This is a genomic window from Hungatella hominis (assembly GCF_014288005.1).
GTDB classification, from domain to species: domain Bacteria; phylum Bacillota; class Clostridia; order Lachnospirales; family Lachnospiraceae; genus Hungatella; species Hungatella effluvii.
Window position 1 is genome coordinate 852,149 of the sequence record NZ_JACOPB010000001.1, and the last position, 22,655, is coordinate 874,803.

At 49.5% G+C, this 22,655-nt stretch carries 23 protein-coding genes; all 23 read left to right on the plus strand.

The genetic code is table 11. The features are described 5' to 3' along the window. Nucleotides 1–55 precede the first annotated feature (55 nt). The 23 genes from H8S75_RS03895 (at nt 56) to hslO (ending at nt 22,525) form a co-directional block, all read left to right on the plus strand. Nucleotides 56–943, plus strand: a complete 888-nt coding sequence (locus H8S75_RS03895) for a carbohydrate ABC transporter permease (RefSeq protein ID WP_002603739.1) — start codon at nt 56–58, stop codon at nt 941–943. A gap of 13 nt (nt 944–956) precedes the next feature. Continuing rightward, on the plus strand, nt 957–1,817 hold the full coding sequence (locus H8S75_RS03900) for a carbohydrate ABC transporter permease (RefSeq protein ID WP_002603740.1): 861 nt from the start codon (nt 957–959) through the stop codon (nt 1,815–1,817). Between the two features lie 105 nt (nt 1,818–1,922). Next, nucleotides 1,923–2,747 carry a response regulator transcription factor gene (locus H8S75_RS03905; protein WP_187019438.1) on the plus strand — a complete coding sequence of 275 codons (825 nt, stop codon included), beginning with the start codon at nt 1,923–1,925 and terminating at the stop codon, nt 2,745–2,747. Between the two features lie 189 nt (nt 2,748–2,936). Continuing rightward, nucleotides 2,937–3,887 (plus strand): LysR family transcriptional regulator, encoded by a 951-nt coding sequence (locus H8S75_RS03910; protein WP_187019440.1) that lies wholly within the window; start codon nt 2,937–2,939, stop codon nt 3,885–3,887. Between the two features lie 280 nt (nt 3,888–4,167). Beyond that, on the plus strand, nt 4,168–5,226 hold the full coding sequence (locus H8S75_RS03915; protein ID WP_187019442.1) for a lactonase family protein: 1,059 nt from the start codon (nt 4,168–4,170) through the stop codon (nt 5,224–5,226). 9 nt (nt 5,227–5,235) lie between these two features. Further along, a complete protein-coding gene (locus H8S75_RS03920; protein ID WP_187019443.1) occupies nt 5,236–5,967 on the plus strand; it encodes a nuclear transport factor 2 family protein in 732 nt (243 codons plus the stop codon). 107 nt (nt 5,968–6,074) lie between these two features. Beyond that, nucleotides 6,075–7,700, plus strand: coding sequence for an ABC transporter substrate-binding protein (locus H8S75_RS03925; protein WP_187019445.1), 1,626 nt, complete (start codon nt 6,075–6,077; stop codon nt 7,698–7,700). Between the two features lie 25 nt (nt 7,701–7,725). Next, complete coding sequence (locus tag H8S75_RS03930) at nt 7,726–8,697, plus strand: ABC transporter permease (RefSeq protein ID WP_025531447.1); 972 nt, start codon at nt 7,726–7,728, stop codon at nt 8,695–8,697. A 1-nt stretch (nt 8,698) separates the two neighbouring features. Beyond that, nucleotides 8,699–9,598 carry an ABC transporter permease gene (locus H8S75_RS03935; RefSeq protein ID WP_034563859.1) on the plus strand — a complete coding sequence of 300 codons (900 nt, stop codon included), beginning with the start codon at nt 8,699–8,701 and terminating at the stop codon, nt 9,596–9,598. A 14-nt stretch (nt 9,599–9,612) separates the two neighbouring features. After that, the gene (locus H8S75_RS03940; RefSeq protein ID WP_187019447.1) at nt 9,613–10,608 is read left to right on the plus strand and encodes an ABC transporter ATP-binding protein; all 996 of its coding nucleotides are present in this window, start codon (nt 9,613–9,615) and stop codon (nt 10,606–10,608) included. Beyond that, nucleotides 10,601–11,563 carry an ABC transporter ATP-binding protein gene (locus H8S75_RS03945; RefSeq protein ID WP_187019448.1) on the plus strand — a complete coding sequence of 321 codons (963 nt, stop codon included), beginning with the start codon at nt 10,601–10,603 and terminating at the stop codon, nt 11,561–11,563. Before H8S75_RS03940 ends, H8S75_RS03945 begins: the two co-directional genes overlap by 8 nt. A 39-nt stretch (nt 11,564–11,602) precedes the next feature. After that, nucleotides 11,603–12,055 (plus strand): NanQ anomerase/TabA/YiaL family protein, encoded by a 453-nt coding sequence (locus H8S75_RS03950; RefSeq protein ID WP_187019450.1) that lies wholly within the window; start codon nt 11,603–11,605, stop codon nt 12,053–12,055. Nucleotides 12,056–12,112: 57 nt separating this feature from the next. Next, nucleotides 12,113–13,159 (plus strand): NHL repeat-containing protein, encoded by a 1,047-nt coding sequence (locus tag H8S75_RS03955; protein ID WP_025531444.1) that lies wholly within the window; start codon nt 12,113–12,115, stop codon nt 13,157–13,159. A gap of 243 nt (nt 13,160–13,402) precedes the next feature. Next, nucleotides 13,403–14,359 (plus strand): ADP-ribosylglycohydrolase family protein, encoded by a 957-nt coding sequence (locus H8S75_RS03960; RefSeq protein ID WP_187019452.1) that lies wholly within the window; start codon nt 13,403–13,405, stop codon nt 14,357–14,359. Between the two features lie 224 nt (nt 14,360–14,583). Beyond that, entirely contained in the window at nt 14,584–15,966 is a 1,383-nt protein-coding gene (locus H8S75_RS03965; protein ID WP_187019454.1) for an MATE family efflux transporter, read from the plus strand. 63 nt (nt 15,967–16,029) lie between these two features. Next, a complete protein-coding gene (locus H8S75_RS03970; RefSeq protein WP_187019455.1) occupies nt 16,030–16,524 on the plus strand; it encodes a hypothetical protein in 495 nt (164 codons plus the stop codon). 211 nt (nt 16,525–16,735) lie between these two features. Further along, nucleotides 16,736–18,445, plus strand: coding sequence for a sensor domain-containing diguanylate cyclase (locus tag H8S75_RS03975; RefSeq protein WP_187019457.1), 1,710 nt, complete (start codon nt 16,736–16,738; stop codon nt 18,443–18,445). Nucleotides 18,446–18,588: 143 nt separating this feature from the next. Further along, nucleotides 18,589–19,251 (plus strand): VanZ family protein, encoded by a 663-nt coding sequence (locus H8S75_RS03980; protein WP_187019458.1) that lies wholly within the window; start codon nt 18,589–18,591, stop codon nt 19,249–19,251. A 140-nt stretch (nt 19,252–19,391) separates the two neighbouring features. Further along, entirely contained in the window at nt 19,392–19,700 is a 309-nt protein-coding gene (gene rplU / locus H8S75_RS03985; protein WP_002603748.1) for a 50S ribosomal protein L21, read from the plus strand. A gap of 16 nt (nt 19,701–19,716) precedes the next feature. Then, nucleotides 19,717–20,007: a 50S ribosomal protein L27 gene (gene rpmA / locus H8S75_RS03990; protein WP_002603749.1), complete on the plus strand. Its 291-nt coding sequence runs from the start codon at nt 19,717–19,719 to the stop codon at nt 20,005–20,007. A 297-nt stretch (nt 20,008–20,304) separates the two neighbouring features. Beyond that, nucleotides 20,305–20,814 (plus strand): SEC-C metal-binding domain-containing protein, encoded by a 510-nt coding sequence (locus H8S75_RS03995; protein ID WP_002603750.1) that lies wholly within the window; start codon nt 20,305–20,307, stop codon nt 20,812–20,814. 65 nt (nt 20,815–20,879) lie between these two features. Next, the gene (locus tag H8S75_RS04000) at nt 20,880–21,647 is read left to right on the plus strand and encodes a class I SAM-dependent DNA methyltransferase (protein WP_187019460.1); all 768 of its coding nucleotides are present in this window, start codon (nt 20,880–20,882) and stop codon (nt 21,645–21,647) included. Next, nucleotides 21,644–22,525: an Hsp33 family molecular chaperone HslO gene (gene hslO / locus H8S75_RS04005; protein WP_187019462.1), complete on the plus strand. Its 882-nt coding sequence runs from the start codon at nt 21,644–21,646 to the stop codon at nt 22,523–22,525. The genes H8S75_RS04000 and hslO overlap by 4 nt, the downstream gene beginning before the upstream one ends. Nucleotides 22,526–22,655 lie beyond the last annotated feature (130 nt).

Genomic DNA, 22,655 nt, shown 5'->3' on the forward strand with positions numbered 1-22,655 from the left:
GGAGACGTAATGGCCTTTCGTCTCTGGCTTTTTTACGGAAAAATAGGGTGAGAATATGGGAGCAAATATCTATAAAAACAAAAAGCCGCTGTTCCTTTTTCTGGTTCCGGCGTTCGCCTTCATGGCAATTTTCTTGTACTATCCATTTATACAGAACATCTTAAACAGTTTTAAGCAGATTACAGAACTGGGAGCCGCCAGCAAGGGCTGGAATGATCCGTGGTACACCAACTACGTGACCATGTTCCAGGATGAGAACATGCGTGTGGCAGTCAGAAACACCATCCTTATGATGGTAGTCACCATCATCGGCCAGGTAGGAATCGCCATTGTTCTGGCGCTTCTGGTTGACAATATCAGCCATGGAGCAAAATTCTTCCGGACTGTCTACTTCTTCCCCATCGTCATTTCAGCCACTGCGTTAGGTCTTATGTTCAACCTGATCTTCCTGTACGACAAGGGTATGGTGAATCAGCTGCTGGAGAGTCTCGGCGTCACCGAACTCATCGACTGGAAAGGCGAGAAGCTGGCGCTCATCACGATGATGCTGCCTGTTATGTGGCAGTATGTGGGCTTCTATTTTGTAATCCTGATCACCGGACTCAATAATATATCCGGCGAACTTTATGAGGCGGCCGCCATCGACGGAGCAACAGGATTCCAGAAAGTAAGATATGTCTCCATTCCTCTGCTTCACAATGTTATGTGTACCTGTGTGGTTCTCGGCGTTACCGGTGCATTAAAGGTATTCGACCTCCCGTGGACCATGTTCCCGAAGGGAATTCCGCTGGGTGAGACATGGCTGACCGGCACATACATGTACTACCAGACCTTTAATACGAAAAATGTCGATTACAGCTCCGCCATAGCGGTTCTGATCGTAGTTCTTGGAATTGTGACGGCAAAAGTGATCAACACAATTTTCAAAGAGAAAGATTATTAGGAGGGGATTCATCATGAGCAGAGGGAAAAAAATATCGCTGGGAAGTGTGGTAATCTACATCGTTCTGGGCTTCTGGGCACTTACCACGATTTATCCGATTTTCTGGGTCATCATCAACTCCTTTAAGGCGAAGGGCGAGATCCTTTCGAACTCCTTCGCACTTCCTACAGGAGCGATGTTTACCCTGGCCAACTACCGGACCGCATTTGAGCGTCTCAGTATTTTCAGCGCATACCGCAACAGTATGATTATATCCACTTCGGTGGCGGCTATCGTTATCGTTCTGGCCGGCATGGCATCGTTCGGCCTGGTCCGCTACGAGTTCAAGCTTCGCAAACCGCTTAATTCACTGGTGGTGGCAGGCATGATGTTCCCGGTATTCTCTACAATCATTCCGGTATACCGTATGCTGAGTTCCGCCCACATGGTCAATACGGAGAGTCTGGCGCTTTCCTTAACGAGCGTGATTCTTCCGCAGGTAGCAGGCAATATGTCCTTTGCCATAGTCGTACTGACCGGCTACGTGCGGAGTCTCCCCATTGAACTGGAGGAATCGGCCTATCTGGAAGGCTGTAATCCATTCCAGATCTTTTACAAGATTGTAGTACCCCTTGCAAAACCGTCCTTTGCGACAGTAGCGATCTTTTCCTTCCTCTGGAGTTATAACGATCTGTTTACACAGATGTTCCTGCTTCGTCTTCCGCAGCACCGTGCCATCACGCGTCTGTTAAACGAGCTGACTTCCAATGAAGGAACGAACTTCGGCCTTATGGCTGCATCTGTGGCATTGGTTATCATTCCGATCCTGATTGTCTATATCTTCCTTCAGAAGTATATTATCAAGGGCATGACGGCCGGCGCTGTCAAGGGTTGATAAAAGGGAAAATTATTTTCGGGGTTCTTTGAAACGCCCGAATATGGTATACTGATAGCAGCAGAGCGTTTGTAAAAATGACGTTCGGGGAAGAGTGGGCAGCAGATGTATAGAGTGGTTATTATAGACGATGAACCGATTATAGTAGAAGGTATTTCCAAGGTGGTGCCGTGGGCGGATTATGGCTGTGAAGTGACAGCGACCGCCTGCAGCGGCTTAGAGGGGCTGGAGATAATCCGAAAGCTGCGGCCGGATATTATCTTTACGGATATTTCCATGCCCGGAATGGATGGGCTGTCCATGATAGCGGCGCTCCGTGTGGAGTTTCCGGAGATGATGATCGCCATCCTGACCGGTTACCGGGACTTTGATTATGCGCAGAAGGCCATACGCCTGGGGGTGAACCGTTTCCTGCTGAAACCGTCCAATATGGATGAGATCAAGGAAGCGCTTCAGTTCATGGCGGATACGCTGAACAAACGAAAGGAACAGGAGAACGCTTTAAAGACGCAGAACACGGCGGAAGTCCCCGGTTCTCTGGCAGCAGAACCGGAAGGGGCTGCGGAGCAGGAGAATGGCGGTAATGAAGATTCATCTGAACATAATGCCGGAAGCTTTATTGTGAAGACGGCTCTCAAGTACATGGAAGAGAATTACACCCAGAAGATCACCCTGGCTGAGGTGGCGGAAAAGACGTATGTCAGCCAGTGGCATTTGAGCAAGCTGTTAAACGGCCATACCGGGAAGAGCTTTTCCGAACTGTTAAACCACATCCGGATCGAGGAGGCGAAGAAGCTGTTAAAGGACCCGTCGCTTCGGATCGGTGATATCTCGGAAGAGGTGGGATTCATGGATGTGGCACATTTTTCCAAGGTTTTTAAGAAGCTGGAAGGGATATCGGCGAACGAGTACCGGAACAGCAGGATTTAGCAGAAGAATTTAATTAAAGAATTTATCAGAAGGCAGGGCGCTGTAGAAAATGATTATTTTCTATAACGCCCTGTTTTCTGATTGTGAAAATTGCATAAACTGTGTTATGCTTACTATAAATGGCAAATTATAGCGTAAACCGCAAAAACAGAAGCTGCCATGAACTGCGAAAGAGAGGGGAGGAATGGGATGGAGCTGCTTCACCTGCACTATTTCAGAGAGGTAGCCGCCATGGAAAATATCACGAAGGCGGCAAAGAAACTTTACGTATCCCAGCCGGCGTTATCCACGGCGATTGCCAGGCTGGAGAAAGAGCTGGATTTTCTGCTGTTTGAACGAAAAGGGAACCGCATTGAGCTGACAGAGGCGGGCCGCTGCTTCCTGGAGTACGTAAACAGCGCGTTTTCACTTCTGGAAGAGGGGACCTTAAAATCCAGGCAGATAGCAAACCGCAACAACCGGCGCATGGTGATCGCCTCCGGCTTTGGAGTTCTCAGAAACATGCTGGAAGATTACCAGAAAATCCATCCGGAATGCGAGGTGGAGCTGAAGTTCTGCGACACAGACCAGATCCACGCCATGCTGGCCAGCGGCGACGCGGATGCCGGGCTGAATCTGGGGGAAATACTCGACAGCCGCCTGACGAGCCGTGATCTTATGGTGGGCAGGTATTACATAGCCGTGAACAACACGCATCCATTCTGGGGCAGGAACAGCGTCGCACTCAAGGATTTAAACGGCCAGCTGTTGTTCTGCAGCAACATCGCCAGGACCTTTGAGACCGGCATGGAGATCTTTCAGAGGGCCGGGGTCAGCTGCAACCTGCTGAAGCTGGATGAGCGGGATGTCCTGTTCTCAGCAGCGAGAAAGGGGCTGGGAGGCGTATTCTGCATGCCCATGTTTGAGGAAAATAAATCGGTGGAGACAAAGCAGGAGGATGCAGATCCGACCGACAGAATCTACTTTATTCCCATCAGCGACTGTGAGGCAAAGGCGAGTGTGACGCTGGTGACCAGAAAGGATCACTATTACACAGCCGAGAATCAGGATTTTATCCATTTTGTGACACAGCGTTTTTTAAGGAATCAGAACGCCTTGAACAGCGATTTGGAGCAGCGGGGAATTCCTGTATGGAAGTGACCGGAAAGCGGCGGTAAGAGCGTATACAGCAGACTGACAGCAAAATACCAGATGCAGGAGCCAGAGGAAAAGGCTCCTGGTATCTGGTATTTTTATATAGCAGAAAAGTGATTTTTGCAAGTATATTCCAAAAGTTATACTTGCTATTCCGGTTTTGGAATTTTACAGGAGCGCTCAGACATGGTATAAGTAAAAATAGATAATAAATGTATCGTAATAAAAGAGAAAATAGAAAAAGTGCATAAGCGGTGAGATACATCAATCAGAGAGGAGCAACGGAATGGCAGAAACATTTTTGCCCGACTATACAGGCTTTGTGGGTACCACTTCAGCCGGAGGAAGCCGGGGGATTTACCGGATCGGACTCAATGCATTAACGGGAAAGATCCGTGTGATGGATACGAGGCCCATGTATCATGCGGGATATTTGACTGTATCGAAGGACAGAAGGAGCCTTTATGTGCTGAGCGAGGGGATGACCTTTAAGGGAAGAGCCAGCGGCGGCATGACGGCCTATGACATAAGCGATGGGAAATTTGAAGAACAGAACTGGGCGGTGACGGACGGCCAGCGCCCCTGCTTTGTGTTCTGTGATGACAACAGCGCGGAAATCTATGTCAGCAATTTCTATCGGGGAACGATGGAGGCTTACAGGAGGCAGGAGGATGGAAGGATCGGTGAGAGGCTGGCCTGCGTAGCATCTCTCGATACGACCCCGGTGGGGCCTTTTCTCCACTGTGTGATGAAATCGCCCGCAGGCAGATATTTAGCGGCGGTGGAGCTGATCGGGGGAAGGATTTATATTTACGACTGTGAAAATCGGTACAGGATCATCTGGATCGAGGAGATGGAGGTACACTCCGGACCCAGGCATCTGACTTTTAGCGAAGACGGCCGGTTCCTATATGTGAACCGACAGGATGATGAGATGGTTTCCGTCTACTCCTTTACACCGGAACTTGAAAGGAAGCTGGCCCCTTTGCAGACCATTTCCGTACGGACTTCCGGTATGAAGGGGAGGACGGAGCCGGCGGCCATACGGCTGTGTCCGGGAGGAAGGCTTCTGGCGGTCAGCAACCGCGGTATGGGAAGAGAAAACCGGGAGGATTCCATTTCAATATATGGCGTGGAGGTGGAGACGGGCCGTCTCACACTCCGGTCAGTGGTAAAGACAGGCGGAGAGATGCCGAGAGATATGAATTTCACGCCGGATGGAAAATATCTGGTGGTGGCCTATCAGTTTCAGGGATATCTCGACCTCTACCGTGTTGAGGGAGAGACGCTGGTTTACACAGGGGCTGGCTGTAAGATTCCGTCCCCTGTGTGCATCGCATTTTAGGGGGTGAGGATGATGGACAATTCTGTGGAAAACCGTTTATACCGCCTGGAGGCCAGAGGGGAATTGGAAAATATAATAGGGACATACTGCCATCTGCTGTTTGCGGGAGAGGGCGGACAGATTATGGATGAGCTCTGGTCCCGGTCGGAGGAGGTAAGCATCGAGATCGGAGCTTCGGGCCGGTATTCTACTAGGGAAAAGGTGGCGACCTATTATCAGAAGGACCACATTGCCGGCAAATTTACGCTGCTGCTTCCGGTTACTCCTGTCATCGAGACGGCGGCAGACGGCAGATCCGCCAGGGGGATGTGGTTTGTGCTGGGGCTGGACTCCGACGCGGGCGATCTGGGCACAGGAGACTCGGAAGAAAGAGCGCTTCTTACCTCGAAGACAGCGGAGGGAAAGGCCTATCGGGCGGAATGCGCCGTCTGGCGTCTGGGGGCGGACTTTATCCGGGAAGGGGAACAGTGGAGGATTCTTCATCTGCATCAGTACGATCTGGTGCGTTTTCCTTGCGGCAGCGACTGGGTTCGTTTTGCCGAAGAGCGCTATGCGACGGATGGAATACGGCTGGACGCCATGTTCCGGTCCAATCTCCCGTTTGCAGAAGACCGTGCTCCGGAAAATCTGGCCAATTCGCCGACTTCCTATCACTGGCAGTACCGCGTGGACGGAAGAACGGAGAAGGAACCGAAGGTGCCGAAGCCGTATGATACATACTCAGAGGCAGACCGGTATTAAGAAGAGAAAGCGGAAGGCCTGGCGCTGCATTACGTAACGCATTGTGAAGTGCAGGATCTGTGCCTTGCTGAATAAATTAAGCAAAAATTAAAAGGAGGAGTTTAACAATGAAAAAACTGGGGGCATTGCTTCTTGCCGCGGCGCTGGTCATGAGCATGACGGCGTGCGGAGGCGGGAACAAAAATACGGGAGAAGGCACGGCGGCGCCTGCCGGAGAAAGCAGCACGAATGCTGGAACAAAAGCCGAAACAAAAGCAGGTGAAAGCGGAGGGGAGAAGACTCTGAACGTAGGCACTATCAATGTACTCGGCACATTTATGCCGGGAAGCGAAAATGAAGTATGTCACTGGGGCTGTTACCTCGTTTACGACTACCTGTTCTATTATGACGAGGACAACAATCCCTTCTCCGATATTTTAAAAGAGTGGCACTATGAAGAAGACGGCACAACCTTTGTGATGGAGTGCAGAGACGATGTCTACTTTGCAAACGGCGACCAGATGACCGGAGACGATGTTCTCTTCTCCATAAAGACTCTGGTGGACCGGGAGACGAACCAGGCCGCGTACTATGCGACGGTTGACTGGGACAAGTCCTATGTCAGTGAGGACGGCTTTACCGTATATCTGGCGAATACACAGGAATTCGGCCCCGGCATTATCAACATGGGCGTCGTATACCTGCTCGATCAGTCCTGGTGCGAGGAAACCGGATTTGACAACATTGATCCATGGCTTAACGCGCCCAACGGCTCCGGACCTTATGAGGTCGCTGAATACGTGACAGACTCCTATGTCACTCTGAAGCGCCGCGACAGCTACTGGGGCGAATTCACAGGCGCAGACACCGTGAAGATCAATCACTATGCGGAGGATTCCGCCATGTATATGGCTCTGGAGACAGGGGAGATCGATCTTGCGCTTAACATCGCGGAGAGCGATTACAGCCGTGCGCTGGCCGATGATAAGATTGCGGTTATGGCGACCCATGAGGGAGAAAATATCCTTCTGGCTCTGGACAATAACAATCAGTACATGAAGGATGAAAATGTGCGGCTGGCGATTGCTTACGGCGTAAACTGGCAGGACGTTGCAGAATCGGCCCGCGGGGAGTTAGCGGAGGTGCCGGGTTCCATCATCACATCGGTAAGCCCCTATTACAAGGACACCGGCGTCTATGAGTATGATCTGGAGAAGGCGAAACAGTATATGGAGGCAGCTGGTTACGTGACAGATGGCTCAACCGTGAACTTTACACTGAATATGACGACTGTGGATCAGGCGGTTAAGACCAATGCAGCCACGGTGATTCAGTTTTACTTACAGCAGCTGGGCATCAATCTGCAGATGAACTTCACCGACTTCCCAACCGCGTTTTCCGCGTGGTTGTCAGAGGGCGGCACAGACCTTAATTTCCAGGATTCCGATACCGGCTCCGTATGCGGAGAACCCTATATATCCCTTCGGTTCTTCCCGGCTGAACTGGCGACGTTCCCATTTGCGGCCATTTCAGATGAGACATTTGTGACACTTTATAAAGAAGCAAACTATACGACGGATGACAATGTGCGCAAGGAGAAATACGCAGAGCTTCAGCAGTACGTTCACGACCATGCCATGATCATCCCGCTTTATGAGTCTGTGGACGCTGTGGCCTACAATCCGGAGAAGATCGAGAGCATCAGCCTGCACAGCGCGGTAAGCGCAAACCTGCGTTACGTGATTCTAAAATAACAGGAAGTGAAACGAGGTTGACGAAATGGCTAAATATATCTTGAAACGAATTTTGTGGATCGTACCGGTCTGCCTCGGCGTGCTGCTGATCGTTTTCAGCATCAGTTACTTTGCGCCGGGGGATCCGGTCATGTCCATGCTGGGAGCCAGCGGGTACACGCCGGAGGCTTATGCCAGCCTAAAGCATGAACTGGGACTGGATCAGCCGTTCTTTGCACAGTATTTCCGGTACATTGTGAATATTGTTACGAAATTTGACTTCGGCAATTCCTATACCTATGGGCACGCGGTCAGCGGAGAAATCATTTCCCGCATCGGCATCACCGTAAAGCTGGGGGTGCTGAGTGTCATTGTCACCACGCTGATCGGCGTTCCCTTCGGCGTGATCTCCGCCACAAAACAGTATTCGGCTATGGATTACAGCGTCACGGTAGGCTCTCTGTTTTTCGCGGCCATGCCTAATTTCTGGCTGGCACTCATCTGCATTATCGTGTTTGCGCTGAAGTTAAAATGGCTGCCGGCTACCGGGATGGGCAACTGGAGATACATGGTGCTCCCAGTCCTGGCCAACTCCATGGGAACCGTGGCCAATGTGGCCCGTATGTCCCGTTCGTCCATGTTAGAGGTGATCCGCTCCGATTATATCAGGACGGCCAGAGCCAAGGGCTGCAGGGAAAATACGGTGATCTGGCGCCACGCGCTGCACAACGCCGTGATTCCGATTCTGACAGTGGTAGGCATGCAGCTGGGAACCGTTATGGCGGGGTCCGTGGTGATCGAAACGATTTTTAACATGCCCGGTCTCGGTTCCTATCTCCTGACCGGAATCTCGGGCCGGGACTATCCGGTGATCAACGCCTGTGTCCTGATTCTTGCATTCTTTATCTGCATCATGAACCTGATCGTGGATTTGTGCTATGCGTTTGCCGATCCAAGAATCCGTTCACAGTACGTATCCGGCAGGAAGAAAAAAGCAACTGCAAAGGAGGGGTCATAATATGTCCGGAAGAAAGAAACAAGAAACTTACATACAGTCTCTGGAAGGGATGACCCGTAAACACAGCCAGTGGCGCGATGTGATGCACCGCCTGTTTAAAAACAGGCTCGCCATCGTAGGTCTGATTCTGGTGGCGGCCGTTCTCTTTGCCACAATCTTTGCCAACTTTTTAACCCCCTATGATTACAACGCCCAGTCCTTCGGTGACCGGTTTGTCTATCCGTGCCTGGCCCATCCATTTGGCACGGATCAGTACGGCCGTGACCTCCTGGCGCGGATTCTGTACGGCGGCCGGGTGTCCCTGATCGTGGCACTGATTGCGGTTGTCATTTCCCTGGTGATAGGGGCTGTGCTCGGCGCGGTGGCCGGATATTTCGGGGGAATGTACGATACCGTTATCATGCGTGTGATTGACATCATCATGTCCATTCCCGGCCTGCTTTTGGCAGTGGCGATCTCAGCGGCCCTGGGAACCGGTTTATTGAATACCGGAATCGCGGTCGGGCTTGCCAGCATCCCGGGAGGTGCACGAATCCTCCGGTCTACGGTTATGACCATACGGGATGAGCAGTACATCGAGGCGGCACGGGCGGGAGGCGCGGGCCATGCCTATATCATAGTGCACCACGTGCTGCCAAATACGATTGCACCGCTGATTGTGGACGCTTCCTTAAAGGTCGGAATGGCGATTCTTACGATTTCCAGCTTAAGCTTTGTCGGACTGGGGGTTTCAGAGCCGACGCCCGAGTGGGGCGCCATCTTAAGCAGCGGCCGCGCATATATCCGTGACTTCTGGCCTCTGGTAATCTTCCCGGGCCTGGCGATTATGACGACTCTGCTGGGATTCAACTTATTGGGCGACGGTCTGCGTGACGCGCTGGATCCCAAGCTGAAGCAGTAGGGGGAGGAGATCACATGAGCTTACTGGAAATTAATGATTTGAACATACACTACGTAACGGAACAGGCGACTTTCCGTGCGGTAAATGGAATCGATCTGTCCCTGGAGGAGGGCGAGACTCTGGGACTGGTTGGGGAGACCGGAGCCGGAAAGACGACGACAGCTTTGGGCATTTTAAATCTGATCCCCAACCCTCCGGGAAGAATTGTGGGCGGAGAGATTCTCTACAAGGGAGAAAATGTGGTGACCATGGATCAGGCGGCTCTGCGGAAGCTGCGGGGAAATGAGATCTCCATGATCTTTCAGGATCCCATGACGGCCCTCAACCCGGTCATGAGGGTTGGAGACCAGATCGTCGAGACCATCAGCCTCCATATGGAGTGCTCCCGGGCCGAGGCGGTAGAGCGAAGTCTCGATATGTTAAAAATGGTGGGAATCGGGCCAGAACGAAGCACCGATTATCCCCATCAGCTTTCAGGCGGAATGAAGCAGCGGGTGGTCATCGCCATGGCGCTGGCCTGCAGCCCCGCGCTTCTGATTGCGGATGAGCCGACGACCGCTCTGGATGTGACGATTCAGGCGCAGGTCCTGGAGATGATCAACGATTTGAAGAACCGCTTAAAAACCTCCGTGCTGCTGATTACCCATGACCTGGGGATCGTCGCGGAGTGCTGTCAGAAGGTGGCGGTCATGTATGCAGGAGAGATTGTGGAATACGGCTCTCTCCGCGACATCTTCAAGGAAACCTCTCATCCGTATACGATGGGACTGTTCCGCTCCATTCCGTCTCTGACACGGAAGGAAAAAAGGCTGAATCCCATCGACGGCCTAATGCCCGATCCGGCCAACTTACCCAGGGGCTGCTGCTTTCATCCCCGCTGTCCCTATGCGGACGAGACATGCAGAAGCTGCCATCCGGACCTTTCGGACACGGGAAACGGCCATAAGGTCCGGTGCTTTCACCTGGAGGAGGCGAGAATGGGACACAGGGAGGTGAAGGCCAATGGCTGATTTACTGGAAGTAAAGGATTTGAAACGGTATTTTAAAACACCGGGAGGAGATTTGCACGCGGTAGACGGCGTGAATTTCACGCTGAAAGCCGGAAAGACGCTGGGCGTGGTGGGAGAGTCGGGATGCGGAAAATCCACACTGGGCCGCGTGGTGCTGGGGTTGATCGAAGCGACAGACGGGACCGTCTTATTTGAGGGAAAAGATATCACTCATTTGAAGCCGAAGAAACGGCGGGAGATGTGTAAGGAGATGCAGATGATTTTCCAGGATCCGCTGGCCTCCTTAAATCCCCGTATGTGTGTGGAAGAGCTGATCATGGATCCCATGAAAATCGTCCGCGCCTGCCGTGATAAGGAGACGATGCAGAAACGGGTCTATGAACTGATGGATCAGGTGGGCCTGGCGAGACGGTTTGCCTACTCCTATCCTCATGAGCTTGACGGCGGCAGAAGGCAGCGGATCGGTATAGCGAGAGCTCTGGTGCTGGGACCGAAGTTCCTGGTTTGTGATGAGCCGGTATCCGCCCTGGATGTATCGATTCAGGCGCAGATTATCAATCTGCTTCAGGATATCCAGGAAGAGAGCCGCTTATCCTATTTATTCATTACTCACGATATGTCGGTGGTGAAGCATATTTCTGATGATATTCTGGTGATGTACGTCGGCTGTATGGTGGAAAAGAGCAGTTCCGACGACTTGTTTGACCACCCGCTGCATCCCTATACGAAAGGGCTGCTGTCAGCCATCCCGGTACCGGATATTGATGTGGAGAAGAAACGGGTTCTTCTGCAGGGAGAACTGTCTTCCCCCATTAACCCGAAGCCCGGATGCAGATTTGCACCGAGGTGTCCCTATGCGGCGGAAGAATGCCGGACACGGCAGCCGGCATTTGAAGAAGTCCTGCCGGACCATTTTGTGGCATGCCACAAAGCGCGGGAAATTAACCAGCTATGATAGGTCATTTTAAAAGACGGAAAAGAGAGGAGTAAATCGATGGTATTTGAGAAAATCAGCGATCTGGATCGTTATGATTTGAGAAATAAAAAATTTACGGAGGCCCTTGCCTTCTTAAAACGGGAGAGATTGGAGGAACTGCCGGTCGGAAATTTTGAATTATGTCCCGGTGTGATCGTTCAGGTGCAGAGTTACGAGACAGAACCGGCGGCCGGAATTGATTACGAAACCCATGATCATCACTTCGATATCCATTACGTAATCCACGGTCTGGAAGGAATCGGAGTGACAGCGCGTGACGGCCTTACGGGAAAGGGAACCTACGACCCGGAAAAGGACATGGGATACTGGGAGGAACCCGGGGACGGGAGCATGGTGATTCTGCATCCCGGTGAATACGTCATTCTGGCTCCGGAAGACGCGCATAAGCCGCATTGTGCGGTGGGGGAGCCGTGCAGGATGAGAAAAATAGTTATAAAGGTGGAAGTGTAATAAGAAAAAGTACAAAGCGCTGAAATTTAGGAAATGAGGAAAAGAGGAAGAGAAGCCATGAAGATTTTACACTGTGATGCCAGACGAGATGAGATTCAGAAAACAGTATATTCCTGCGGTGAGTTTGCATATGAATATATTTCTGATTTTGCAAAGGATTTACCGGGCAATGTGGCAAGCGCCAGCATTGCCGGGGGCTGTACCGACCCGGAAGGGAATGTCTACCTGGGGATGCGCGGAAATCCCAGCCAGATTGTGAAGCTGGCGCCCGACGGAACGTACATAAAGGGGTTTGGAGGAGAACTGCTGGGGGACTATCTGCATTTTATTAAGTATACACCCCAGGACACGATCCTCTGTACCGATACCCATAATCATATCGTGCGTGAATTTGACACGGACGGAACGCTGATTCGCGATTTCGGAGAAGCAGGAAAGCCCAGCGACACCGGAATGGATATGGGAACGCTGGCCAGGATGCGCAGGGACGGCAAGATCTTTCCGACGGAGCCATACCTTGGCATAGTGGGAATGTGGGCCTTCTATGAGGCGCAGCGTCGTGTCAAGCGGGTTGCGGGGCCGTTTAATATGCCGACTGATGTGGATATGACTTCCAGCGGAGAATATATATTTGCAGATGGATATGGGAACCGGGCCGTACATATCTTTAATGCGGACGGTACTTACCGAAAGACCTTCGGCGGCGTGGGAGACTGGGAAAAGCCCTATGAGGACACTCCGGGAGATATGCTGATCGTTCATGCGCTGTGCGTGGATGCGCGGGACCATATCTGGATCTGTGACAGAGAGAAGGACGCCGTGCATGTGTTCGATACGGAAGGCAACGTAGTCGGCTATTGCAGCAACAACATGGGAATGCCCTCCGGCGTGGATACGGACGGCGAATATATTTACGTCGTGGGGCGCGCGGGCTACCTGACGGTCTTCGACCTGGATTTGAACATGGTGGCACAGCTGGGAACCTTTAATTCCGATCTGCGCGCCCACGATCTGGCGGCCAATAAGCAGGGCGATCTATTCCTGTTCCCAACGCACGCAAATGAGGATCACCAGGTAATTAAACTGCGCCGGATACGGAATTAGTGATAGGAATAGCGAAAAATACAGATATTAAGAAGAAACGTCTCATGATAATAAATGCAGGCGTTTCTTTTGTTTACTTTTTTGACGTTCCCTCTGCCCGTTTTTCCCAAACTCATGACGAGACAAAACAGTACTGCGCTATACTTTTATAGCATTATTGAAACGGCCATGGTATAATTGTCTATATATTTTTGGAAGCAAACGGCATGGTATCGGCAATGGATTATTTTATTGGAGGAAATTTTGAAGAAATTATACGATGGAATGATTGGTCTGGCAATCGGAGATGCGCTCGGTGTACCTGTTGAGTTTAAAACACGGCAGGAAATAGCGGAGAATCCCGTTCGGGAAATGAGGGAATATGGAACCCACCATCAGGCCAGGGGCGTATGGTCGGACGATACAAGCCTGACGCTTGCTCTGGTGGACAGCATTGTAAAATGCAGCGGTATAGATTACAACGATATCATGGAAAGATTTTCGGCATGGCTGCTGTATGGAGATTATACGGCGACGGGCGAGGTGTTTGATGTAGGGAATGCTACAAGCAGGGCAATCATGAATTATGGACACGGGACAGCACCGCTGCAGTGCGGTATGGTATCTGAATACGAAAATGGCAACGGTTCCTTAATGCGTATTCTGCCGATGGCATTTTATCTGTATTTACATGATCAATGGCCTGTGAAAGATCAAATCAGGCTGATCCATGAAGTGTCTTCCTTAACGCATCGCCATATGAGAAGCCTCGTGGGCTGTGGGATCTATGTACTCACTGCAAAAGAATTTATCCGGGAAAAGGGGACTTTAATGGATTCCGTAGAACGGGGAGTCGATGCTGCATTCTCCTGTTATGATGCAGCGGGGAATCCGGAGACGGCGGCCTATGAAAGGCTGAGAAACATAAACGGGTTTAGCGCGTTGCCGGATCATGAGATAAAGAGCAGCGGATATGTAGTCCATACACTGGAAGCCGCCATATGGTGCCTGCTGAATACAGATTCCTATAAAGACTGTGTCTTAAAGGCTGTAAACCTCGGAGATGATACCGATACGGTTGGTGCAGTCGCCGGAGGTTTGGCAGGTATTTATTACGGGAGCGAAAACATTCCAGCTAAATGGTTGAACGCGGTTGTTAAGAGACAATATATTGAAAGCTTATGTGAAGGTTTTAGATTGACGCCCCTCTTAAAACGATAGACATGATTCCGGCAGCAGGGCATAATCCCAGGTACGAGCGGCCGGAGGAGGAATGCACTGCGGCGCTTCGGGCTGTGCGTGAGACTGTGTTACGATATTATTTGGGACATATGGAAAAAAGCTTGTAGTTTCCTTTGATATTCGATATAATAAATATATTCGCCTGAAAACAGAGTCTTGAGATCAGGCGTTTATTTCGAAAGAGAAGGAAGTTGGAAGAACGTATGGGTGGAAAGTTAAAAGCTTTATTTGCGCAGACAGATATGACGGTGGGGAAACCATGGAAGCAGATCGTTATCTTTACGATTCCCATGTTGATCGGCAATATCGCACAGCAGCTTTATAACACGGTAGACAGTATCGTAGTCGGAAAGTATGTAGGAGATAACGCCCTTGCGGCGGTTGGAAGTGCCAGCCCGATTTTAAATCTGCTGCTGGTACTTTTTATTGGTATATCGATGGGAACCAGCATCATGGTGTCCCAGTTTTTTGGAGCAAAGGACAGAGAAAGCTTATCGAAGACCATCGGAAGCACGATCACTCTTACCGCGGTGTCCTCGCTGATCATTATGGTTCTCGGTTCGGTGACGATCCGGCCGCTTTTAAAGATGCTGAACACGCCGGCCAGCATTATTGACTGGTGCACCTCTTATCTGCTGATTCTGATTGTAGGCATCATGGGTGTGGCATATTACAACATGTTCTGCGGTATTTTAAGAGGGCTGGGAGATTCACTGTCGGCTCTGGTATACCTGCTGGTAGCGACGGTCATCAATATTGTCCTGGATCTCTGGTTTGTGGCGGGACTGCAGATGGGCGTGGCGGGGGTGGCTTTAGCCACGGTTATTGCACAGATGGTATCTGCGGTCCTCTGTTTCTTCAAGCTGAAACGGATGACGGATGTCTTTGATCTGAAATTTAAATACTTAAAGCCGGATATGGATAATATCATGACGATCCTGCGACTGGGGCTTCCGTCCGGTATCACCCAGGCCATCTTCTCCATGGCTATGGTCGTGGTTCAGTCGCTGACCAACAGCTTCGGCGAGATGGTGATTGCAGCCAACGTTATCATCATGCGTGTGGATGGATTCGCCATGATGCCGAACTTCTCCTTTGGTACGGCGATGACCACATATTCCGGCCAGAATGTAGGCGCAAGAGAGTTCGACCGGGTACATAAAGGAGCAAAACAGGGAACCATCATCGCGGCGGGAACGTCAGCGGCGATCACAGGCCTGATTCTGATTTTCGGAAAATATCTGATGGGTATCTTCACCAATACCTCCGAGCTGGTGACGCTGAGCGCCAATATGATGAAGATCCTTGCGGTCGGCTATATCGCCATGGCGGTGACACAGAGTCTCTCCGGTGTCATGAGAGGCGCCGGTGATACCATGACCCCCATGTGGATTTCCATCGTAACGACGGTATTTATCCGAGTTCCGCTGGCATACGGCATCGCTCATTTTACGAAGACCCCGGAGCTTCCGGGCGGCAGATATGAGTGTATCTGGGTATCCCTTCTGATTTCCTGGGTACTGGGTGCGGTATTGACCGTGGTATTCTACCGGATTGGTAAATGGAAGAATAAGGGACTGGAGTAATAGTGGGATGATAAGAAGCGGGAATAATACGCGAAATAACGGTTGAATTTGAGGTGGAGCGATATGGATGAATTAAGATGGTATTTATACGATCTTGTCCGCGAGATCATGGAAAAACATGGGATTGAGGAGACGGTCTATTCGCTGGAGACTGTCCGGGAAGGGGCCGTGTGCCTGATCCCCTCCGACCACGGATTTCTGGTAAGCAGCGGCGGAGACGAAGATTCGGAACAGGAAGATTTTTACCGTGGTTGCCGGGAACTTTTCCTGCGGATTTTCAGGGATGATGCGACGGCGGAAACGGCCATGCAGGAATTTTTGACAAGGACGCTGGATCTTCCGGTTATTATGAAAGGGCCGAGTGTATCGGGTCTGGAAGCCCGGATCCGGAAGTGTCAGGAAGAGATGGAAGCGCTGAAGAAAAAGGCGCAGGAGCCCGATGGTCAGAAATGGAAGGCGAAGCTGAACCTCGACCGCATCTATCTGGAGGGCCTTTTAAAAAATTTAAAAGACACTGATAAAACACGGTACGAGAAAATGAAAACAGAAATAATTTAATCGGGAAGTGTATAAAAATCTCTCTTTGGTTTAAAATAGGAGTATACCAAAGATGAGTGAATACTTATCCTCCCCTTTTTAGTGCGGAAGCCAGAAAACGTAAGGTTTACAGGGCTTCCGCATTTTTTATGGAAATCCGGCTGTACAGTTATCCTTCAAGAGGATATAATGAAACAAGATGCGGACATCGGACGAGAAAGGCGGCAGACATATGGAAGGATCGATATTGGAGCACTACAAGAACATACTGGACCTGGTACCTTGTGGTATTTGCCAGGTGGCACTTGATGATGATCTGACAATTTTGTATGCGAACCAGTTTTATTATGATATCTATGGCTATACTTCGCAGGAGGCAGAAGAAGAGGGATTTACAAATGCCAGATTTATTCTGCCGGAAGCGGATTTTCAGATGATCCATAAAAAACTTTTGGATCAGGTCGTGTGCGGTAAGACAAAATTTCAGATGGAATACCGGGGAGTACATAGTACGGGAAAAATTTTGTGGCTGTTGGTCCAGTGCACCTATGACCCCAATATACCCGGGAGCGTACTCTGTTCCCTGATGGATATTGCCGACCGGAAACGGATGGAAGACGAGATCCGCATGAGCATGGAGGAGAGCAAAACTGCCTTTGCACTCACGGATAAATACATGTATATATTCGATGTGGAGAACAGACGGCTTTTTCAGCCGGAGGCAGCTGCGGAAGAATTCGGTTTACCTGTTGTTGCAGACAACGCACCATACAGCATTGTGGAGTCGGGGACCATCGACGAGGAGAGCAGACAGGAATATATTGATTTTTACGAATCTATCATACAGGGAGAGCCAAAGGGACAGACAGTCGTTAAAAAGAGGAAAAAAGATGGAACCACCGGCTGGTATTCCGCGAAATTTGCGATGATTTACGACAGTGAGGGGAGACCCCGCCGCGCTATTATTTCCAGTGAGAACATTACGGAACAGCGGGAGAAAGAGCTGACTTATCAGAAATGGAGTCAGCATTTTAAGGCACAGGAAGGCAAGACCATCGGCTATTATGAGTATAATCTGACAAAAGACACAGTGGAGGCAGGGGACGATCCCCCTGATTATCTCAGGCCATTTGAAAAATACACAGAGACGGTGCGATACATCGCAGAGCGGTTCGTATATGAAGGAGACCGGGCAAGATTCTATAATTTCTTTAACAGAGACAAACTGCTGCTGCGCTATTATAACGGGCAGTTCTCCGGAAACATGGATTACTTGAGAAAAAGGGACGACGGAAGCCTTTACTGGGTCCGTGCAACCGTTCAGCTGATCGCTGACCCATATAATAACGACGTCCGGCTTTTTATGATGACGCTGGATATCGACGAGGAGAAATCGGAAACGCTCAGGCTGCAGCGCCGGGTGGAACACGATGGAATGACAGGAGTCTTAAACCGCGACACCTTTATGACCAGGGTGACAGAGGCACTGGAGGAGAGCGGCCCAGCAGCACGTCACGCGCTGATTATGCTGGACATCGACCAGTTTAAAGTACAGAACGACAGCTACGGACATCAGTTCGGTGATCAGGTCATCAAGGAGACCGCCGGGATACTGAAACATTTCCTCAGAAGAAATGACATCTGCGGCCGGATTGGCGGAGATGAATTCATGGTCTTCTTAAATGATATCACCTCCGAGCAGGATGTGATTCCCAGAATCGCTCAGCTTTGTGACCTGCTTAAGCGGAAGTACCCGGAAAAAGGAGAAGTCTCCTGCAGTCTGGGCGTCGTCTTTTATCCGAGGGACGGAGAAAACTTCAAAGAGCTGTACCGCAACGCGGATATCGCGTTGTATGAGGTGAAAAGGGCGGGGCGGTGTGATTTCAGGGTGTATGAAGGGGAGGCATCAAGAAGCAGCCTTCATTCAGAAACAGGTGTCTGATTTCAATATCTAACAGGTAGTTTTCATTTTAAGAAATTATGTTATAATTAATGGAATACAAAAAAGTTTTAATATGATAGAATGATTACAAAGTAATGCAAATCATACCTATTCCATCTACCAGAAAAGGAGACCACGAAGACATGCTTAATAGCATCACAAACCTAATCCCATGGAACAGCATCTGGAATCCGTACACATTTCCGGGGGCTCAAACCATTGTGATGCTTGTAATCCTGGCAATGGTTGTAACCGTAAGTTTCACAGCACTATTTTTTGGAAGGAAGGCAGCGGCAGGAGTTCTCAAAAAAGAATTGCTTCTTTACTGGCTGTTCACAATCTTCTCAGCCACGCTGCTGGCCAGAAAGGAGACAGCAGAACCGAGGATCAATATGGAATTGTTCTGGACTGTCAGGTATGCGTGGGAACGGCACTCAAGGATACACTGGTTTTATATACTGGGGAATATTGCCCTTTTTATCCCGCTGGGGTACCTTCTGCCAATGAATGGAAAGATCTTTAAATTCTCTCTGCTGACGGTTTTATTTGGGTTCCTTTTGTCGGTGGCAATCGAAGCAGCCCAGTATTTTTTCAGGTTAGGCCTGTGTGAACTGGATGATATGTTTAACAATACATGGGGCACACTTTTGGGATATTCGATCTACCGGCTTACAGTACCCGGATTAAGAGGGCAGTCCAGAATGAAAGAGATTCTGAACTTTGTCAGTAAATGTGGCTGCGCACTTATAATTTTAGGGACAGTGGTCCTGTTTTTTACATTACTTAAAATAAATCTGGCGGGATAGAATGTAAAACAGCCGGAATTTTCTTGACATATTAACCAAATAATGCTATCCTAACTAAGTATGTGCCGCTCAACAAGGTCCTAAGCGTCCGGCTTCCCGGACCACCGAAATTGGCGAGTAAAGAAAACAGGAGGTGCCATATGTACGCAATTATCGCAACAGGTGGCAAGCAGTACAAAGTATCAGAAGGTGACACAATCAAGGTTGAAAAGCTTGGTGTCGAAGCAGGAGAAACAGTAACATTTGATCAGATTCTGGTTGTGAACAACGGAGAACTGGCAGTTGGATGTCCTACCGTAGCAGGAGCTACTGTAACGGGTACTGTTGTAAAGGAAGGCAAAGCAAAGAAAGTCATCGTTTACAAGTATAAGAGAAAATCCGGCTATCATAAGAAGAATGGTCACAGACAGGCTTATACACAGATCAAGATCGATAAGATCAACGCTTAATAAGGGGGACTGACAAATGTTAAATATGAATCTTCAATTTTTTGCACATAAAAAAGGTGTTGGATCTACAAAGAACGGCAGAGACTCCGAGTCCAAGAGATTAGGCGCCAAGAGAGCGGACGGCCAGTTCGTTTTAGCCGGCAACATTCTTTACAGACAGCGTGGTACACATATTCATCCAGGCATCAACGTAGGCCGTGGTGGAGATGATACACTGTTCGCTACCGTGGATGGCGTTGTCAGATTTGAAAGAAAGGGCAGAGACAAAAAGCAGGTTTCTGTTTATCCAAGAACAATCAGCGAATAATAAAGTAAAATCCCTGTGCCTGGCATGGGGATTTTTTCATTTTCAAAAAAAATGGTATCTCCCTGTATAAAAAAATCCAGAATGGGAATTATAATACTATCAACAAAAGAAAAAAGAAATACTTATCCTCCCCTTTTTAGTGTGGAAGGCTGAAAAACCTCGAGTTTATGCAGCTTTCTGCACTTTTTTTTGATTCCGTGTCCAAATAATCAAAAAACGTTTTGCAAATTTGTCAAAGTTGTTATATACTGATTCATGAAGTATTACAGAAATAAGAGATAAAAGGATGGTTGAGCGATGACTATTTTAGAAAATTGGAGAACCCTGGCGTATGGCGATGGGCTGGATGATAAAGCAAGGGAAGAGTTATGGTCTAATTACTTCGTAGTGGAGAAAGGCATCTATGAGCAGATTCTCTCCGCGCCGGAGACTGTAGTGGAAGGAACTGTGAAGGAACTGGCTGAAAAGTACGGTACTGATGTTCAGACCATGACAGGATTTTTAGATGGTATCAATGAGAGCTTAAAGGGATATGAGAATCCGATCGACACCATGGACGAGGATACTGTTGTAAAGATCGAGATCGATCCGGAAAAGTTATATTACAACATGGTAGAGGCGAAAGCGGAATGGCTTTACGGTCTTCCTCAGTGGGAGCAGCTTCTTCCGGAAGAGAAGAAGAAAGAGCTGTACAAGAAGCAGAAAGCTTCCGGAACCATTGTAAAGGGACCGAAGATCGGAAGAAATGATCCATGTCCGTGCGGAAGCGGCAAGAAGTATAAGAAGTGCTGCGGAAAGAACGCATAGTAACGCAAACTGATACCCTGCATGTTATGTGCGGGGTATTTGATTGTTAAGAGGAGGAGATGCAGATGGAGGCCTATACCGGATTTGCAGAGGTGTACGATACCTTTATGGACAATATTCCATATGGAGAATGGTGCCGGTATCTAACCGGACTTTTAAAGAAATACGGCGTAGAAGACGGCCTGGTCCTGGATCTGGGATGCGGAACGGGAAGCGTGACGGAGCTTCTGTCTGAGAAAGGCTACGACATGATCGGCGTCGACAATTCCGAGGACATGCTTCAGATCGCCATGGACAAGCGCGCTGCCTCCGGGCGTGATATTCTATATCTGCTTCAGGATATGCGGGATTTCGAGCTGTACGGCACAGTGGCAGCCGTGGTCAGCATCTGCGACTGCATGAACTATATCCTGGAATACGATGATCTGGTGGAGGTATTTTCTCTTGTTAACAATTACCTGGATCCGGAAGGTATTTTTATTTTTGATTTAAATACAATCTATAAGTATGAAAATGTGCTTGGGGAATCCACCATTGCGGAAGACCGGGAAGAGAGCAGCTTCATCTGGGAGAATTATTACGATCAGGACACCATGGTCAATGAATACGATTTAGCCCTGTTTATCCGGATGGAGGACGATCTCTACCGGAAGTATGTGGAAACTCACTACCAGAAAGCCTATTCTCTGGACACAGTGATAATGGCACTTAGAGAGGCGGGAATGGACTTTGTGGCGGCTTATGACGCATTTACGGAGAATCCCATAAGGGAGGACAGTGAGCGTATCTACGTCGTTGCCCGGGAACGCGGAAAGAAAGAGGAAGAACGATGACGGATTATATTGTACGAGCTACAGCCGGAGACCATCAGGTCCGTGCATTTGCGGCTACAACAAGAGAACTGGTGGAACATGCAAGGCTTGCCCATAATACGAGCCCTGTGGCCACAGCGGCCTTAGGACGCCTTTTAACGGCGGGAGCCATGATGGGTGTTATGATGAAGGGCGATGACGATTTACTGACCCTTAAGGTGCAGGGGAGCGGACCGATCGAAGGCCTGACTGTGACCGCGGACTCTAAGGGCAATGTAAAAGGCTATGCCTTTAATCCGGGAGTCATGCTGCCGCCTAATGAGAAAGGCAAGCTGGATGTGGGCGGAGCCGTGGGAGAGGGCGTTTTAAGCGTGATTAAGGATATCGGCTTAAAGGAACCGTACGTAGGTCAGACAATTTTGGTCGGCGGAGAGATTGCGGAAGATTTAACCTATTACTATGCTACGTCGGAGCAGACGCCGTCCTCTGTAGCACTGGGAGTCCTGATGAATAAGGACAATACGGTGAAACAGGCGGGAGGCTTTATCATTCAGCTTCTGCCGGGCGCGTCGGACGAGATGATCGATAAGCTGGAAAAGAAGCTTGGTGAGATCACCTCCATTACTTCACTGCTGGATGAGGGAAATACCCCGGAGATGATTCTGGATCATATATTAGGGGAGTTTGGCCTTGAAATCATGGATAAGGTTCCGGCGGAATTTACCTGCAACTGTACGAAAGAACGTGTGGAGAAAGCATTAATCAGTATTGGAAAGAAAGAATTAAATGAAATGATTGATGAGGGCGAGAGCATCGAGGTGAACTGCCATTTCTGCAACAAGCACTACAATTTCTCTGTGGAAGAACTGACGGATATCCGCGACCGTGCGGTGAGATAGGGTTTCATAGGGTAAATATCTCTGTGCAGTCAAAAAGAGCCATCCGAAATCGGGTGGCTCTGTCTGTAATCATGTAAAACAATCGTACTTCTTCCTTTATGTTATTTCAATCCACGCATGGGAAATTCGC